General features: G+C 61.1%; 16 protein-coding genes and 1 tRNA gene. 9 read left to right on the top strand and 8 right to left on the bottom strand.

Annotated features, from left to right (window positions below):
- The first annotated feature begins 457 nt into the window (after positions 1 to 457).
- The 8 genes from BW967_RS04040 to BW967_RS04005 all read left to right on the top strand — a co-directional run bounded on the left by BW967_RS04040 (position 458) and on the right by BW967_RS04005 (position 9,590).
- A complete protein-coding gene (locus BW967_RS04040) occupies positions 458 to 1,732 on the top strand; it encodes a tyrosine-type recombinase/integrase (protein WP_076483771.1) in 1,275 nt (424 codons plus the stop codon).
- Positions 1,733 to 2,055: 323 nt separating this feature from the next.
- On the top strand, positions 2,056 to 2,241 hold the full coding sequence (locus BW967_RS04035) for a helix-turn-helix transcriptional regulator (RefSeq protein WP_076483770.1): 186 nt from the start codon (positions 2,056 to 2,058) through the stop codon (positions 2,239 to 2,241).
- Between the two features lie 3 nt (positions 2,242 to 2,244).
- Positions 2,245 to 2,568 carry a hypothetical protein gene (locus tag BW967_RS04030; protein WP_139327793.1) on the top strand — a complete coding sequence of 108 codons (324 nt, stop codon included), beginning with the start codon at positions 2,245 to 2,247 and terminating at the stop codon, positions 2,566 to 2,568.
- A 107-nt stretch (positions 2,569 to 2,675) separates the two neighbouring features.
- Positions 2,676 to 3,446, top strand: coding sequence for a DUF7146 domain-containing protein (locus BW967_RS04025; RefSeq protein WP_245826426.1), 771 nt, complete (start codon positions 2,676 to 2,678; stop codon positions 3,444 to 3,446).
- Entirely contained in the window at positions 3,443 to 4,936 is a 1,494-nt protein-coding gene (locus BW967_RS04020; protein ID WP_076483767.1) for a YfjI family protein, read from the top strand. The genes BW967_RS04025 and BW967_RS04020 overlap by 4 nt, the downstream gene beginning before the upstream one ends.
- On the top strand, positions 4,926 to 5,294 hold the full coding sequence (locus BW967_RS04015) for a hypothetical protein (protein ID WP_076483766.1): 369 nt from the start codon (positions 4,926 to 4,928) through the stop codon (positions 5,292 to 5,294). Before BW967_RS04020 ends, BW967_RS04015 begins: the two co-directional genes overlap by 11 nt.
- Before the next feature lie 26 nt (positions 5,295 to 5,320).
- Positions 5,321 to 8,845 carry a class I SAM-dependent DNA methyltransferase gene (locus BW967_RS04010; protein ID WP_342742902.1) on the top strand — a complete coding sequence of 1,175 codons (3,525 nt, stop codon included), beginning with the start codon at positions 5,321 to 5,323 and terminating at the stop codon, positions 8,843 to 8,845.
- Positions 8,846 to 9,326: 481 nt separating this feature from the next.
- The gene (locus BW967_RS04005) at positions 9,327 to 9,590 is read left to right on the top strand and encodes a hypothetical protein (RefSeq protein WP_076483765.1); all 264 of its coding nucleotides are present in this window, start codon (positions 9,327 to 9,329) and stop codon (positions 9,588 to 9,590) included.
- 174 nt (positions 9,591 to 9,764) lie between these two features.
- On the opposite strand, the gene BW967_RS04000 is transcribed toward BW967_RS04005, so the two are convergent.
- From BW967_RS04000 to BW967_RS03975, 6 genes are all read right to left on the bottom strand, one after another.
- Positions 9,765 to 9,839, bottom strand: a tRNA-Glu gene (locus BW967_RS04000).
- A gap of 156 nt (positions 9,840 to 9,995) precedes the next feature.
- A complete protein-coding gene (gene recJ / locus BW967_RS03995; RefSeq protein ID WP_076483764.1) occupies positions 9,996 to 11,738 on the bottom strand; it encodes a single-stranded-DNA-specific exonuclease RecJ in 1,743 nt (580 codons plus the stop codon).
- A 76-nt stretch (positions 11,739 to 11,814) separates the two neighbouring features.
- On the bottom strand, positions 11,815 to 12,780 hold the full coding sequence (glpX, locus tag BW967_RS03990; protein ID WP_076483763.1) for a class II fructose-bisphosphatase: 966 nt from the start codon (positions 12,778 to 12,780) through the stop codon (positions 11,815 to 11,817).
- 91 nt (positions 12,781 to 12,871) lie between these two features.
- The gene (locus BW967_RS03985) at positions 12,872 to 13,573 is read right to left on the bottom strand and encodes a ceramidase domain-containing protein (protein ID WP_076483762.1); all 702 of its coding nucleotides are present in this window, start codon (positions 13,571 to 13,573) and stop codon (positions 12,872 to 12,874) included.
- A 32-nt stretch (positions 13,574 to 13,605) separates the two neighbouring features.
- Positions 13,606 to 14,901 (bottom strand): homoserine dehydrogenase, encoded by a 1,296-nt coding sequence (locus tag BW967_RS03980; RefSeq protein WP_076483761.1) that lies wholly within the window; start codon positions 14,899 to 14,901, stop codon positions 13,606 to 13,608.
- A 92-nt stretch (positions 14,902 to 14,993) separates the two neighbouring features.
- A complete protein-coding gene (locus BW967_RS03975) occupies positions 14,994 to 15,212 on the bottom strand; it encodes a hypothetical protein (RefSeq protein WP_076483760.1) in 219 nt (72 codons plus the stop codon).
- A gap of 105 nt (positions 15,213 to 15,317) precedes the next feature.
- On the opposite strand from BW967_RS03975, the gene BW967_RS03970 reads away from it, so the two are divergent.
- Positions 15,318 to 15,905: a TetR/AcrR family transcriptional regulator gene (locus tag BW967_RS03970; protein ID WP_076483759.1), complete on the top strand. Its 588-nt coding sequence runs from the start codon at positions 15,318 to 15,320 to the stop codon at positions 15,903 to 15,905.
- A gap of 15 nt (positions 15,906 to 15,920) precedes the next feature.
- Here BW967_RS03970 and BW967_RS03965 read toward each other — a convergent pair whose 3' ends face one another.
- Together BW967_RS03965 and BW967_RS03960 are read right to left on the bottom strand one after the other, a co-directional pair.
- Entirely contained in the window at positions 15,921 to 16,547 is a 627-nt protein-coding gene (locus BW967_RS03965) for a hypothetical protein (RefSeq protein ID WP_076483758.1), read from the bottom strand.
- A 1-nt stretch (position 16,548) separates the two neighbouring features.
- Positions 16,549 to 17,043, bottom strand: a complete 495-nt coding sequence (locus BW967_RS03960) for a hypothetical protein (RefSeq protein WP_143128637.1) — start codon at positions 17,041 to 17,043, stop codon at positions 16,549 to 16,551.
- Between the last annotated feature and the right edge of the window lie 46 nt (positions 17,044 to 17,089).

Raw genomic sequence — 17,089 nt, 5'->3', positions numbered from 1 at the left:
TTACTATGCTATTATCGGCGCCATGAATTCGTTTTTTAAATAGTCACGGCATCTCGATGGCGGTCGTATCAGCCGATACGAGGAGTCACTGAATTTATAGACGCTGCGCTTGAGTGGGGCGCAATGGCGCTTGGTGTTGCGCGCGGTTTCGGTCGGTGAGATGGCCAAGCGCTCCCAGGTCGTCCTTAAAACAATCCAGGCAACGGGGAAAAGGGGGAAGTCACGCGGAAGTCTTTTCGGACTTCTTGCTTGCATCGCTTGAATTTATTGGAAAAGTGGCAGCCCGTAGGGCCGCCATAGTATGTGCCGGGAAATTCCGAAAAATCCCCAATATATCAGTCTTCATTGATCGCGAAGCACCTTCCCTAGTCCGATAAGTTCCGGCATAATCCGCTTTGTTCTCTGTTTGTCTGGGGGACATGGAGGGGGATAAATGATACCTGAACGGAAAAGGAACATGCTCACGGCGCGCTTTGTCGATACTGTAGCGATCCCCGGAAAGTATCACGACGGGGGCGGAACGGGTCTTTTCCTTCGCGTGCTGCCAAGCGGATCTCGCCAATGGGTGCAGCGCATCGTTATTCACGGCAAGCGGCGGGAGATCGGGCTGGGTAGCCCGCCTGCTATCAGCCTTGCCACGGCGCGGAAACTGGCGATCGAAAATAAGGGCAAGGCCATGTTGGGTGGCGACCCTCTGTCCGAGAAACATGCCGAGAAGGTGAAGCGCCTCACCTTCGCTGAATGTTTGACAGGCTATGCCGAGGCAAAGCTGTCCGAATTTCGGAGCGAGAAGCACCGCAAGCAATGGGTTTCTTTGCTTGACCGGTTGGCGCTTCCGGTTCTTGGGCGGATGCAAGTTCAGGACATAGGCACAAAAGATGTTTTGCGAATGCTCGAACCGCATTGGCAGGAACGCACAGTCACGGCCAAGAAATTGCGCGGGCAGGTGGAAGCGGTGCTGACATGGGCGACGGTCAAGGGCCTGCGCGAAGGTGACAACCCCGCCGCGTGGCGCGGTAACCTAAAGGAATTGCTTCCGGCCCCCGGCAAGGTGGCGAAGGCTGAACACCATCCGGCCTTGGCGCTGGGCGATGTGGCGCGTTGGTGGGCAGCCTTGAGCGAGCGCGAAGGGATGGCGGCTCGGGCGCTTGAATTTTTGACGCTGACCGCAGCCCGATCGGGAGAGGTCCGGGGGTTGACATGGGATGAAATCGACTTCGGAGAGGCTGCGACTTCCGCGACTTCTGCGACACCGAAACCGCTTTGGACCGTTCCGGCTTCGCGGATGAAAAACGGCAAGCCGCATCGCGTGCCCCTGACCCCCGAAGCGGTGGCCGTGCTGCGTGCTTTGCCGCGACTAGATGGAAGCCCTTATGTGTTCTTTGCCCCGCGCGGCGGGATGCTTTCGGATATGACCATTTCCGCCGTTATGCGCCGGATGCAGGAAGCCGAGGAAAAGGCGGGCCGTTCGGGCTTTCTTGATCCGCAAAGCCGCAAGGCGGCGGTGCCGCACGGGTTGCGATCGACTTTCAGGCAATGGGCGGCTGAACAGGGCTACCCGCGCGATATGGCGGAACTTGCGTTGGCCCATTGGCAAGGCAGTGAAGTTGAGCGGGCTTATCAGCGCTCGGACATGTTAGAGCAGCGGCGCGCAATGGCGGCGGCTTGGGCCGCGTTTCTGCGTGGTGATGTGGTGCAAGCGCAGAATGTTGTGCGGCTGAACGGGCCGTGAGCCGGTTCTAAATCGTCTGCAGAATTAAGCTATGACCCATCATAGACGACGGAATGTCCGCAAAACTCTTGTGCGGGTGATTCCTGCTGCTACCATGGATGCACTAGTTGACCGGCCCATTAGACCCATGTCGCTTACCCGCGAACATCTGGTTGGGATCGCAGATCACTTAGTTTGAAAACGAAAAGGAAAAGGCCCCCGAGCGCGGCAACGCTCGAAGGGCCCGGGTTGTGAAAGTTTGCATCCTCACACCCCCTTTTTGAACAGAAACCGGTTCCAAGCGCAACTTTTTTGCTGCGCTTTGGCAAAAAAAGGGGCTGTCGATGACAGGCAAAATCCTTCGCCGCCCAGCGGTCGAAGAACTCACCGGGCTTAGTCGCTCGACCATTTACGAGTGGATGAGGCTTAACAAATTCCCCCGCCCTGTTGCGCTTGGTGCGCGGCTGGTTGCTTGGCGCGAGTCTGATATTCAGGCTTGGCTCGAAGCGCGCGAACCGAAGGCGGGCTAACTCATGAGGAATGTTCAAAATGCTAACCCGGTGGAGCCTTCCACCGGGCGGGAGGGGCTTTGCCACCACGAAACCGCCGATCATTACAGGGGCCTTGTTGCGCGGCTTAGCGACCGCTGGCGGGTGATCGTTTGCAAGGGCAATTTGCAATGGGTTTTGCAAAAGCGCGACGCTTCAAGGGCCGGTCGGGCGCGCTGGACGGGCGTGCAATACTTCTTGACCCGAGAGGCGCTTTTGCGTGCCAGCCGGGCCGCCTGTGGCCGGATTGACCCCGCCGCGCTTGCCGCCTTGGCGGCGCTGCCTGAGAAATTTGGGGGGGTGGCATGACAGACGCTCAAACTCTCACCCAAACTCTAGGCGGGCGCTGGCATCGCCGCTATGGAACTGCCCCTTGTCCGATATGCCAACACGAAAGGCGATCGGGGCAAGACGCCTTGACCTTGGCGGATGGCCGTTCGGGCCTTTTGCTACATTGCAAAAAATCGGGCTGCGCTTTTGCCGATATTCTTTCAGCGGCGGGCCTGCGTGCGGGTGACTATCGCGCCCCAGATCCGGCCCTAATTGCCCAGCGCGAAGCAGAAGCAAAGGCAGAAGCGAAACGTAAAGCGACACAAGCCAAGCGGCTTTGGGATGAAGCCGACTCGATCGAAGGCAGTTCTGCGGAGATGTATCTAAGGGGGCGGGGCATTACCTGCCAACTTCCGGCAACGGTGCGTTTTCATCCTGAGGCATGGCACGGCGCAACGGCCCGCCGCTACCCTGCTTTGGTGGCGCTTGTGGAAGGGGGCGAAGGCTTCGCCGTGCATCGGACCTATTTAGCGGCTGATGGCTCTGGCAAAGCACCTGTCGAACCCGCGAAGGCGATGCTTGGGGCCGTCACCGGTGGCGCTGTGCGGCTCTCTGGTGGGCCGGGGCCGCTTGTGGTGGCTGAAGGTGTCGAAACCGCGCTTTCGCTTCTGTCGGGCCTTTTGCGCGCACCGGCAGAGGTTTGGGCCGCGCTTTCAACTTCGGGCCTTCGCGGGTTGCGCCTGCCGATCAAACCGGGGCGGCTGACGATCGCAACCGATGGCGACCCACCGGGCCGTGCAGCGGGGCACGCCTTGGCCGAACGTGCGCAAGCGCTGGGCTGGGATGTGTCAATTTTGCCCGCGCCCGATGGGCGAGATTGGAATGATATTTTGCGAATGAAAGGCGGTGCAGCATGAACGCGCCCGAACCGATCCCCTTTCAATCCGAGGGGCCGCAACCGCTGGTGCGGGAAATCCCCCCCGGCGAAGTCTACCCTGTAGATGCGCTTGGGCCATTGCGCGCGGCTGTGGAGGCCGTGCAGGGCATAACGCAAGCCCCGCTTGCGATCCCGGCGGCATCGGCTTTGGCCGTGGCATCGCTCGCCGTTCAAGCCTTTGCGGATGTGGAAACGCTGGGCGGAACGCGGCCCTTGTCTCTTTTTGCTCTGACCATTGCGAAAAGCGGGGAGCGTAAATCAAGCTGCGACGCGCCTTTGATGGCGGCTTTGCGCGATTATGAGCGGGAGCAAGCGAAAGCCCAGCGCGATGCGGTAGCAAGTTGGCAAAACGCCCATGCGCTCTGGAAGGGCGAGCGCGATCGCATCTTAGCCTCTGCAAAGAGTGGGAAGAGCGAAAAACGGGTCGCTGCCGAAGCCGACTTAAACGCTTTGGGAAAGGAACCGGCTGCACCCCCTTCCACCGATCGAACCGTAACGGAACCCACATATGAAGGGCTAACGCGGCTTTTTGCCGAGGGGCAGCCTTCACTTGGGCTGTTTTCGGATGAAGGCGGGCAATTCTTAGGCGGGCACGCGATGAACTCGGACAACAGGCAAAAGACTTTGGCCGCGTTGAATGACCTTTGGCAGGGCAACCCGATCCGCCGCACCCGGCAGGGCGATGGGGCTTACACGCTTTATGGGCGAAAGCTTGCGGTTCACCTTATGGTTCAGCCCGCTGTGGCGCGTGCCTTTATGTCCGATCCTTTGGCGGTTGATACGGGCTTTTTGCCCCGGTTCCTGATCTGTGAACCGCTTTCGACCATTGGAACAAGGATGCACGCAAACACGCGGCGCGATGATGCGGCGCTTGCAGCCTTTGAGGCGAGGCTTCGCGCGATCCTTGAAACCGATATGCCGATGGACCCGGAGACGCGGGAACTCACGCCGCGCACCTTGCAGCTAAGCCCTGAGGCCAGAAAGCTTTTGGTTGGCTTTTCCGATGCGATCGAAGCCGCGCAAGGCCCCGGTGGTGATCTCGCCCATGTTTCGGGCTATGCCTCTAAAGCGGCGGAACAGGCTGCGCGCATTTCTGGGGTGCTGACGTTATGGCGCGATCTGGATGCCGCGAAGGTGGAAGCGGGCGATATGGCCGACGCTATCAGCCTAGCGCAGTTTTACCTTTCGGAGGCTTCACGTTTGGCGAGCGCGGCCACGGTATCGGCTGAAATTGACCGTGCCGAAACGCTGCGAAAATGGCTGATTGAAAGCTGGCCGCATCCGAATGTCACGGTGCGCGATGTGGTGCGGCTGGGGCCAAACCCCTTGCGCGAAAGCCCAAAGGCTCGGGCTGCGCTGGGCGTGCTTGAGCTGCACGGGTGGTTGCATCGGCTCGAACCCGGAACCGTGGTGCGAGGGACCGCGCGCAAAGAGGCTTGGGCGATCGTGAGGGCCTTCGATGTGGTTTGATGCACGCGCGAAACTCTCAGAAATCATGGCCGAAGCCCCTGCGCAGTGCGTGACCGACGCCCGCACGGTGCCCGATGCGTCGCAGAAGTCGCAACTGTCGCAACCGGCCCTGATCGCACCCGCACGGCCCCGCGTCGCAGGTGTCGCGAGTGTCGCAAGCCCCCAAAGCCCAAAAGTCGCCCCCACCGGGGGCGGCTTCCCCTATGGCACCGCCTGCGATCTGGGGCTTTCGCCGCTTACTTGGTCTGGGCGGGTGGTTTCGCTGGATGATTGGCGGCGGCTTTCCAAATGGGAAAAGCACGGCCCGCAAGGCAAGCATTGGAACGGCATCACCCGGCAATGGGAAACCCCCGGCTAGAAAGTCGCATCTAAATTTCTTTATTTGTGCACGTATCCGTTGCAAAAATAGGCGCACGGCCTGTTTTTGGGGTGCGTGTTTTGAATATCGAAGATTTCATTGACCGTTGGAAACATTCTGGCGGAAGCGAGCGAGCCAATTTCCAAACCTTCGCAAATGAACTTTGCGAAGTTCTCGACTTGCCCAAACCTGACCCCGCGAAGGAAGCAACGCGCGCCAATTCCTATTGTTTTGAACACCCGGTGACCTTCATTCACACGGGCACGCAATCGCGCGGCTTTATCGACCTTTACCACGCGGGCCATTTCGTCATGGAGGCCAAACAAGGCACCGATGGCGCTGCCCCCGAGGATGACGCGCAACCGGCTCTGATCCCTGATTTGCCCAGCGCGACACGCAAGGGGCACGGCACACGCGGCACCCGCCGTTGGGATGATACGATGTTGCGCGCACGCAATCAGGCCGATGGATACGCGCGCGCCGTATCGCGCACCGATGGCTGGCCCCCGTTCCTTTTGGTGGTGGACGTGGGCCACGTTATCGAGGTTTACGCCGATTTCTCGGGGCAGGGGCAGGGCTATACCCAATATCCCGATGGTAACCGCTACCGCATCACAATGGAGGATTTGCGCGACCAAGAAACGCGCGATCGGCTGCGCGCGATCTGGACCGATCCACACGCGCTAGACCCCGCCAAGATTTCGGCCAAGGTCACCCGTGAAGTTGCCGATCGCTTGGCCGCGCTTGGCCGATCCTTTGAAGGGCAGGGGCACGAATCCGAAGCCGTGGCCCGCTTCCTTATGCGGTGCCTTTTCACCATGTTTGCCGAAGATGTGGACCTGATCCCGATGGGCAGCTTTTCCGATCTTCTGGACCGGCTGCGCGGGCACCCGGAACATGCGGCCCCCACGCTGAAAGCCCTTTGGGATACCATGAACACCGGGGGCTTTTCCCCGGTGCTGACCGCCGATCTAAAGCGCTTCAACGGGGGGCTTTTCAAAGATGCCGAGGCGCTGCCCCTGTCTGAAGTGCAGCTTTCGCTTTTGATTGATGCCGCCAACCGTGATTGGCGCGCGGTGGAACCGGCGATCTTTGGCACCCTTCTGGAACGTGCGCTTGATAAGCGCCAACGACACAAGCTGGGCGCGCATTACACGCCGCGCGCCTATGTGGAACGGCTGGTGGTGCCCACGATCATGGAGCCGTTGCGCGCTGATTGGCGCGATGTGCAAGTCGCAGCCGCCACGCTCGCCAAGCAAGGCAAGCAAGAGGAAGCCCGCGAAACCGTGCGCGCCTTCCATTTGCGGCTTTGCGAAATCAAGGTTTTGGACCCGGCTTGCGGATCGGGCAACTTCCTTTATGTCGCGCTCGAATTGATGAAGCGGCTAGAAGGCGAGGTAACAGCCCTTTTGCACGATCTGGGCGAGGAACAAACCGCCCTTGCCTTGGCCGGTCACACGGTGGACCCGCACCAATTCCTTGGGCTGGAAGTGAACCCTTGGGCGGCGGCGGTGGCCGAATTGGTGCTGTGGATCGGTTACCTTCAATGGCATTTCCGCACCCACGGCAAGGCAAGCCCCGCCGAACCCGTGCTGCGCGATTTCCACAATATCGAATGCCGCGACGCGCTGATGACATGGGCCAGCACACAACCCCGCCTTGATGAACGGGGCGAACCGGTAACGCGCTGGGATGGCATTGGCACCATTTTACATCCGATCACGGGCGAGCGCGTGCCTGACCCCGCCGCAAGGGTGGCTGTGCTGGACTATATGACCCCGGCCCCCGCACAATGGCCCGAGGCCGATTTCATTGTGGGCAACCCGCCTTTCATCGGTGCAAGCCGGATGCGCGACGCGCTGGGCGATGGCTATACCGAGGCGCTTTGGGCGACTTACCCCAAGATGCCGCAAAGCGCCGATTTCGTCATGTTCTGGTGGCACAAGGCAGCGCTTGCCGCGCGCGGCTTCAAAGCCGCAAGTGGTAAGGCAAGGGCCAAGGGGGCGCGGCGCTTTGGCTTTATCACCACCAATTCTTTGCGCCAAACTTTCAACCGCAAGGTTTTGGAACCGCATTTGAATGACCCGAAAACACCCCTGTCCCTCGCCTTTGCGATCCCCGACCACCCTTGGGTGGATGCGAGCGACGGGGCGGCGGTGCGCATTGCCATGACCGTGGCCGAAGCGGGCAAAGCGCCGGGGCGGCTTTTGACGGTGACCGAGGAAGCCAAGGGCGAGAGTGAAGCCGAGGGGCGACCGGTAAAATTGCAGATGGAAAAGGGGAAGCTCTTTTCAAATCTGCGCATCGGGGCCGACGTGGCGGGGGCAAAGCCGCTTCGGGCGAATGAGGGGCTTTCCTCTCCGGGAGTCAAGCTGCACGGCTCGGGCTTCATCGTCACGCCTTCAGAAGCCCGCGCGTTGGGGCTAGGGACGGTGCCGGGGCTGGAAAACAATATCCGGCATTATCGCAACGGGCGCGACCTGACCGCCACACCACGCGGTGTTATGGTCATTGATCTTTTTGGCCTGACCGAGGCCGATGTGCGCAGCCGTTTCCCCGCCGTTTATCAGCATGTTTGGGATAAGGTGAAACCGGAAAGGGACCAAAACAACCGCGAAGGTTACAAGCGGAATTGGTGGATACATGGCGAGCCGCGCAAGGATTTGCGCCCAGCGCTAGCTGGTTTGCCCCGGTTCATTGCAACAGTTGAAACGACCAAGCACCGGGTTTGCCAGTTTTTAGATGGGGCGACGCTGCCCGATAACATGCTGATTGCGGTCGCTCTCGATGACGCAGCTTGGCTTTCCGTTCTTTCGTCGCAAGTTCACGTCATCTGGGCGTTGAGCGCTGGAGCGCGGCTCGGTGTTGGCAACGATCCGCGTTACACGAAGTCCAAATGCTTTGACCCTTTCCCTTTTCCTGCCCTGACAGAGGCCCAGAAAATCCACCTGCGCAGCCTTGGCGAGCAATTGGACGCGCACCGCAAGGCGCAACAAAAGGCCCACCCCAAGCTGACCCTGACCGGCATGTATAACGTGCTTGAAAAGTTGCGCGCGGGTGAGCGGATCGAAGGCAAGGACCGCGAAATTTACGACCAAGGGCTTTTGGGCATCTTGCGCGCCATTCACGACCAAATCGACACCTCCGTGGCCGAAGCCTATGGCTGGCCTGCCGATCTGTCCGAAGATGGCATTTTGCACCGGCTGGTGGACTTGAACCGCGAACGGGCAGCCGAGGAAGCGCGCGGCGATGTGCGTTGGTTGCGCCCCGAGTATCAAAACCCGCAAGGCCGCGCGGCTGTGGGCAAGGGCGAGCAAGCCGCAATGGAGATTGGCCCAAGCGATACCACGCAAAAAGCACCTTGGCCGAAATCTTTGCCCGAACAAATTGCCGCTGTGCGTGCCGTGCTGAATGACATGGGCACCGCGACCCCGGAACAGGTGGCCCGCACCTTCCAACGGGGCCGCGCGGCATCGGTGCAACCGCTTCTGGAAAGCCTCACCGCGATCGGGCAGGCAAGGTTTACCGAAGATGGCCGCTTTGCCGCCTGACAGAGGGAGCGGCGCGCAGGTGGGTTTCACCGATTTATCGGGGGTCATTACGCGGGCAAAGCAACCAATACGCGCACGCGCGCGTAAGGGGGCCGATTTACTTCCTGTCACCTCACAAACGGGTGCCTTTTATATACCCTAGACCGATGGGGCGAATTTTTGGAACCATGCGCGCGTGCGAAGTCACCGATTTATCCGAAGTCACTACGCGAGCGATAGAACTACGCGCGCACGCGCGAGGGCCGATTTATTTGAAGTCATTACGCGAGGGCGAGAGATGGCGCGCGTTCCCTTTCCCCCGCCGATCGGCTGCACCCAAAATTCAAACGCGGATTTTTTCCGTCCGTGAAAGGGACGTCCGGTCTGGGGGTTCGGAGAGGGGGAAGTTTTTAAGCCCCCCCTGCGGACTTTTCGATCAAGCGCTTGACCCGTCTGTGGCCCCTGCGAAAATCAAATTTGCCCGTTGCAAGAGGTGCCCTGAATGCCTGCCCCCGATCCTTTCGGCATTGCGCCAAGCCTAGCTAACCCGATTTCAGTTTGGGTGGATACTTGGCCCAATGGGAATGTGAAGCACCGAAAAGCCCGCGCGGTGCGAATCGTGCGCAAGATTGCCAGCCCCCTTGGCTGGACCTGCCCCGCGTGCGGTGACCCGGTGCCCTTCACGCGCCGCGCCGATGCGATCTATTGCCGTGAGGCTTGTCGCAAGCGGGCCAAGCGCGCGCGGGCGTCTGGGGAGCCGATTTAAGTGAAGTCACTTGGGGTTTTGCATTACGCGCGCGCGAGGGCGGCACTTTCACCGGAACAGCTTTATTCCGGCACGTTCCGGTTCAGTCCAGATTAACGTGGGGGGCATTGTGGGGGATAACAGATCAAGAGACTTTAAATCTCTGAACCTTATCAGTCATTTAGGGAACTTAAGTGGCAGCCCGTAGGGGAGTCGAACCCCTCTTTTCAGGTTGAAAACCTGACGTCCTAACCGATAGACGAACGGGCCACCGTTGCCGCTTTGTTGCGTTGCCGCGCGGCGTGGAGCGGTGTTTAGGCCAGCCGCGCGTGACTCGCAAGAGGGTTTTTGCAGTTTTTCCAAACTTTCTTTCAGATCGCGTAAGTTTCTGAAAAAATGTTTTGTGGCAATGGGTTGTGAGGGGGCTTAGGCGCGCGCTGCATCGTCAAGGCGCAGTTGCACCTTGTTGCGCCCGCCCCAACTGTTGATTTCAAGCTTTCCGGCAAGGTGAAACCGCCCCGCGCCGCCTGCCGAGAGGATGTCGCCAAGCGGTCCGTCAAAGGCGCCAAAGGCGATGGCGTCGATTTTGGCACCAAGCCCGTCCCCGAACGAAAACCGCAGATGCGTTTCACCGATCCGCCGCGCGCCAGAGATCGCCATATCGGCAAAGGCAAAGCGCGGTGCGGGCGCGCCTTGCCCGAACGGGCCAGCGCGGTCGAGGTCTTCCACAAGCGCGGTGCTGGCGGCTCCGGGCATCAAAAGCCCGTCGAGCCGCAGATCGGTTGGGCCCCCTGCGCCCGCACCTTGCCGTTCCAAAAGTTCGGCCAAACGTGCCATCGCGGGGTCTAGCTTTTCCGCCTCGACTGTCAGGCCCGCCGCCATTCGGTGGCCGCCGCCCTTGAGCAAAAGTCCCTCGGCGGCAACGCGCTGCACAGCGGCCCCAAGGTCGACGCCCGCCACGGAACGGGCCGAGCCTTTGCCGATGCCGTTTTCAAGCCCAATCACCACCGCCGGGCGGTTCGTGGCTTCCTTCAGGCGTGCGGCGACAATGCCCACCACGCCGGGATGCCAGCCCTCGCCTGCGGCCCAAACCAAGGGGCCATCAAGGCCACGGCTTTCCGCCTGTGCGAGCGCAGCTTCGCGGACGCGGTTTTCAATATCGCGGCGTTCAGAGTTGAGTCGGTCCAGCCGTTCGGCCAGCGCTTCGGCCTCTGCCTGTTGATCGGTGGCCAGAAGCCGTGCGCCAAGGTCTGCGGCGCCGATGCGCCCGCCTGCGTTCACGCGCGGGCCCAAGAGGAAGCCCAGATGATAGGCAGTGGGTGGGCGGTCGATGCGCGCCACGTCCGACAGCGCGACAAGCCCGGGGCGTTCGCGCCGCGCCATCACCTTGAGCCCTTGGCGCACCAGCGCCCGGTTCACGCCGATCAGCGGGGCGACATCGGCCACGGTGGCAAGCGCAACAAGATCCAAAAGCGCCATCAGATCAGGGCCTTTGATACCCTCTGCCCGTAATTGGCGATTTGCTTCCACGAGCATCAAGAACACGACCGAAGCCGCGCAAAGATGCCCCAGATCGCCGCTTTCATCTTGGCGGTTGGGGTTCACGCAGGCCACGGCGGGGGGCAATGTCTCGCCGCCCAAATGGTGATCCAAAATCACCACATCGGCGGGTTTGGCGGCGGCCACGGGCTCGTGGCTGAGCGTGCCGCAATCCACGCAGACGATCAGCCCATGCGTGCGCCCGAGTTCCTGCATTGCGGGGACGTTCGGGCCATAGCCCTCGTCGATCCGGTCGGGAATATAAAGCGTGGCAGAGGCGTTGAACTGGCGCAGCCATGTAAGCAGGAGCGCGGCAGAGGCGCCGCCATCCACATCATAATCGGCAAAGACTGCGATTTTCTCGCGCGCTTTGATTGCGCGCAGGAACCGCGCAGCGGCGGTCTCCATGTCTTTGAGGTTATGCGGATCGGGCAGCAGGTCACGCAAGGTCGGCTCAAGGAAGCCTGCGGCCTCTTCTGGCGCGACACCCCGCGCCACCAGTACACGAGCGAGCGGCAAGGGCAGGCGGGTGGTTTGCGCCATCGCCTCGGCCAGCCGGTCCGCCTCAATCGTGGGGCCGACCCAGCGCCGCCCGGTCAACGACATCTCGACATTCAGGAACGCATTCATGGCTTTCGCATAGCGAAAATCGCAAACGCCCGCCAGTGGCGGGCGCAGCGAGATATGAAACTTTGCAGATCCAAGATCAGCGGATCGGGTTACGGTAGATCATATGGCGCACCGAGCCGGTTTTCGAGCGCATCAGGATCGTTTCCGTTTCCAAGAATTTCGGGTTGCGCTTCACGCCGCGCAGGATCGAGCCATTGGTCACCCCGGTGGCCGCAAAAATTACATCGGCGCGGACCATGTCGTCGCGGCCATAGATTTTGTCGAGATCGGTGATGCCCGCCTTTCGCGCCCGGCCGCGTTCGTCATCGTTGCGGAACAAGAGTTTGCCCCACATTTGCCCGCCCATGCATTTGAGCGCCGAGGCAGCAAGCACGCCTTCCGGCGCGCCGCCCGAGCCCATATACATGTCGATGCCGGTCACATCGGGTTCGGCGCAGTGGATGATGCCAGCCACATCGCCATCGGTGATCAGGCGGATCGCAGCACCGGTGGCGCGCACTTCCTCGATCAGGTCTTCGTGGCGCGGACGCTCCAGAATGCAGCAGGTGATGTCGCGATTGGTGCAGCCTTTGGCTTTGGCCAGCGCGTTCACGCGCTCGGTCGGCGTCATGTCGAGGCTCACTACGTCTTTGGGGTAACCCGGGCCGATGGCGAGTTTGTCCATGTAAACATCGGGCGCGTGAAGCATGGTGCCGCGCGGAGCCATGGCGATCACGGTGAGCGCGTTGGGCATGTCTTTCGCGGTCAGTGTCGTGCCTTCAAGCGGGTCAAGCGCGATGTCCACCGCCGGGCCTTCGCCGGTGCCGACTTCTTCGCCAATGTAAAGCATGGGCGCTTCGTCGCGTTCGCCTTCGCCGATTACCACCACGCCGCGAATGTCGAGCGCGTTGAGCTGTTCGCGCATCGCGTTCACGGCGGCTTGGTCGGCGGCTTTCTCGTCGCCGTGACCGATCAGCTGAGCCGAGGCATGGGCCGCGGCTTCCGAGACGCGGGCGAGGCCAAGGGAAAGCAGACGGTCATTGAAATCGGTGGGGACACTCATAGCGTTTCCTGTGCATGAAGATGGGTTGGGCACAGCTAATCCGTCGCACCACCGGGTGACAACCCTGTGAACGCTAACGCGAAATTCTGTGTCAGATGGCGTCGGCGGGAGGCCGCTGCACGCGCAGGTAGAGTTGCAAGATCATTCCGATCATCGCGCCATTGAGCAGGTGCCACAGGAAATGCGTGCCTTGGGGCAGGCTGGTGCAGATGTCGCGATCCAGCGTGCGGAAGGTGAGCGAGAGTAAAAACGTCCCAGCTGCCGCCGCGAGCCACCAGCGCTCTGGATGGCGGCGACGAAACATGATGATGCCGAACACCGCCATCGCGATGACCGCCGGCGCATATTGGCCAGAGCCGTTGAGCGGGTCGGGCTTGGTGGGGACTTCGGGCAGGGTTTCAGGCGGTGCACCTTCGCCCATCGCCAAAAAGATCAGCGTGGCGACGGCGGCCAAAGCGATCGCGGCGACAAGCACGGGAGGGGGCGGCTTCCTTCGGAGTTTTGCCGTGAGCGCAATGATATAGACGGCGACGAAGCTCCAGATCGGCAGCACATCGGCCAGTTCAGACCAGCGGTTGGCAAAGGTGTGAAACAGGAAAGACCCGACCCCAATGAGCGCCGCCATCACAATCAGCACCCAGCCCATAAGGTCGGTGCCCCGCGTTCGTGCGGTGAGTGCGGCAAGGGCCGCGAACAGCGGGAAAGACAGGTTAGAGATCGCGTTCAACGGCTCGGCCCAAAAGCCCGGACCAAGCCGTTCGCAATAGATATCGACGGGGGTGAACCAGTCCATGCGCTTCTCCCGAGGGTCGGGAAAAGCCTGCCTTAGACCTCTTCGATACGCAAGGCGACGGGCGCACCATCCACCACGCCGGTGCCGGGCAGCGCGGCAATCGCCACATCAATCGCATCGCGGGTGGTTTTATGGGTGACGATCAGCACCGGGGCGGTGGTGTCGGCGTGGCCATATTGCCGCATCCGCGAAATGGAGACGCCCGCATCGCCCAAAGCGGAGGCGATTTTTGCCAGCGCGCCGGGTTTGTCGACCAGTTGCAGGCGCAAATAGAAGGGCGCCGGGGCGGAAACCGCCGCCGGAATCGGATCTGCCAAGCTGGTCGCAGGTTGGCCAAAGGTCGGCAACCGCAGCCCGCGTGCGATATCGAGCACATCGCCCATCACCGCGCTGGCGGTCGGGCCTTCGCCCGCGCCTGCACCACGCAGCACGATTTGGCCAACCGAGTCGCCCTCGATCACCACCATATTCGTGCCGCCTTGCAGCTGGCCCAAGGGCGAGGCCGCCGGCACAAGGCAGGGCGTCATACGTTGTTCTAGGCCGCGCCCGGTCATCTGCGCGACACCCAGCAGTTTGATCTTATAGCCCATATCGGCGGCGCGGCGGATGTCATCAATCGAGATGCAGCCGATGCCTTCCAGCACCACATTGTCAAAGCTGACCTTGGTGCCAAAAGCGATCGCGGCGAGGATCGAAAGCTTATGCCCGGCATCAATGCCGCCGACGTCTAGGTTCGGGTCAGCTTCCAGATAGCCCAATTGCCGGGCCTCTTCGAAGACCGTGTCATAGGGCAGGCCCGCGGTTTCCATGCGCGTCAGGATGTAGTTGCAGGTGCCGTTCATCACGCCCATGACACGGCGGATCGCGTTGCCCGCCAAACCTTCGGTCAGGGATTTGATCACCGGAATGCCACCGGCCACGGCGGCTTCATAGCGGATCACGCGGCCTGCGCCTTCGGCCAATTCGGCAAGCTCTTGGCCGTGATGCGCCAAAAGCGCTTTGTTTGCGGTGACCACATCTTTGCCCGCATTGAGCGCGGCAATGGTCGCGTCTTTTGCCGTGCCTTCATGCCCGCCCATCAATTCCACGAACACATCGACATCGTCACGCGTGGCCAGCGCCACTGGATCGGTTTCCCATGCATAGGCCGAAAGATCCGCATCGCGGTTCTTCGTGCGGTCACGCGCCGAAACGGCCGTGATCGTGACGGGGCGACCGGTGCGCGCGGTCAGCATTTCTGCGTGGCGCTGCACAATCTTCACCACGCCGATGCCGACGGTGCCAAGTCCCGCGATGCCGAGGCGGAGCGGTTGGGCGGGGGCAGACATGGGAACCTCGTGCGATTGACGGACTGTTGCGCTCTGTTAGCCGTTTGCCGTGGCGCTTGCAACGCGCCCGTGCGGTATGGCCGCGCGTAGAGTTATGGCGTCGCCGAGCGCAAGGCCGCCGCGCGGGCTTTCAGCGCGGCGGCGCGCGCTTCTAGCTCCGGTGCGGGGGAGGGGGAAAGCGGCTCTTCGATCAGCAGCGTTTCTGAGGGCACGAGGGCAGGATAGGGGCTGCTTTGCGGGCCACCGCAGGCGGCGAGTGCCAGCAAGAGCGCGGTTAGAAACAGCGGGAACGTAGGGGTGTTGCAGGGCATGCGGCATCGCTCTGGTTCGGATCGGCCCACCATAGGCGGGCCGGGCAGGCGGCGCCAGAGTGCTTTGCAGTTGAATTCTGAACGGGTGTTCAGTTACCTTGGGCTATGGCACGCAAGACTGGCTCACATGCAGAAATCACCGGCCCGCGGATTCGTGCGGAGGCCAGCCGCCTGTTTGCGCGCCACGGCTTTGCCGCTGTTTCAATGCGCCAGATCGCGGCAGCAGTGGGCGTGCAGGCCGGAGCGCTTTATCTTTACACCCCCGATAAAGAGGCGCTGCTTTTTGATCTGCTCAAAGGGCACATGGATGAATTGCTTGCCGCTTGGGCGCAAGAACCGCGCGGCACAGACCCGCTTGCGGCACTTGAGCGTTTCGTGCGCTTTCACATCCGCTTCAATCTTGAACGCGCTGAGGCGGTGTTTCTGAGCTATATGGAATTGCGTAACCTGTCAGAGCCGAATTTCGCGGTGATCGAGGGGCTGCGGAAGCGATATGAAACCGAGCTTGAGGAAATTTTAAAGGCGGGGCAGGCGGCGGGTGCCGTTTCTGTGCCCGATACCAAGCTCGCAACCATGGCGATTATCGCGATGCTGACGGGGGTGAACACCTGGTATCGCGAAGGGGGGCGGCTGAGCCGCGCCACCGTCGAAACGATCTACTGGGATATGGTGCGAAAGGCGGTTGGGGCCTGATCGGCCGGCCCAAACCTATTTCGTGTCGTTCCAGACGGTGCGCGGGCCGCGCGGGCGCGTGACAACAAAATTCGACATCCTGATCCGGCTACTTAGGCCCTGCCGGGTCCAGTTTTGACCGTCGAGCTTCAAGGCCTTGTCGCCAATCGAGAAGATCGGGAAGAAGGTATAGGAGGTCTCGAGGACCACCGCTGTGTCGCCTGCGGCCATCATCGGAATCCGGTCGGCCTCGGCATTGATCGAGGATTGGGTATGGATCGCGACCCCGCTCGCGGCGGTGTAGGACTTTTCAAGCGTGAATTGCTTGTTGGTGCCGTCGCAGGCGCGCAGATCGGACGTCGTTGCGCCGCAAGTAATGATCGAGAGCCGCAGCCAAGTGTAGTTTTCATTTGGCGCAAAGCTGATGAAATCGAAAATCTGCTTCAGGCCAGAAACATAGTTCGGCCCAATCGCATCGCGCTCGCGCGAGACCATATCGGCAATCGTGTAGCTTGCGCGCAGCGCCTGCGAGCGCATGCGGAAAGCTTCGTAAAATTGGAAGGCAATCACGAACCAGCCCAGAACGAGCAGCCCGCCAAAGAGCCCCTCGATTGCGACTGAGCCCTCCTCACGTTGCCGGAATTTTCTGAAAAATTTAATCATTTTACGACCCGGGGCGAGGTTCGTTAATGAAGACGCTGCGGGCAATCAGCGGGAAGGTCCCGTTCGGGCCGCTGCCCAAGACCATGCCAAGCGGGTTTGCCTTCATCATCGGTTCCATTTCAAGGCAGGCACGCACCAGCATCGGTTGGTTGGTTGCCCCCCGCAGAACCTGCGGGGTTGGATAGTTCGCGATGTCTTTTGGGCAGAGCGCGGGAACTTGTTGCGGGGCGGTCCAAGGGGTGCCGGTCGTGATGATCGGCACCACCTCGACCGAGAGCGTTTCCATGCAATCGGGAATGAAGGCGATATTTTCGCAAATCGAGCGCTTAAGCTGTTCGCGTGTTGGCAGATCGGCGATGCCAAGGCGCAAGATGCGCACGCTCATGTCAACGCCCCGGTCAAACAGGGTTTGCTTGATCGTCGTCACCCCCAATTCAACCCCAGCTGCCATGATCATCAAAAACAGCGGGAGCCAGAAAAGGGTAGGGATCGTCACCGCGCCCTCTTCGGAGCGGCGCAACTGGCGCGGCAGATTGATGTGA

This window comes from Rhodobacter aestuarii, assembly GCF_900156655.1.
Taxonomy (GTDB): domain Bacteria; phylum Pseudomonadota; class Alphaproteobacteria; order Rhodobacterales; family Rhodobacteraceae; genus Rhodobacter; species Rhodobacter aestuarii.
The sequence above is the reverse complement of the archived record's forward strand: the minus strand, read 5'-3'. Positions and strand labels throughout refer to the sequence as shown.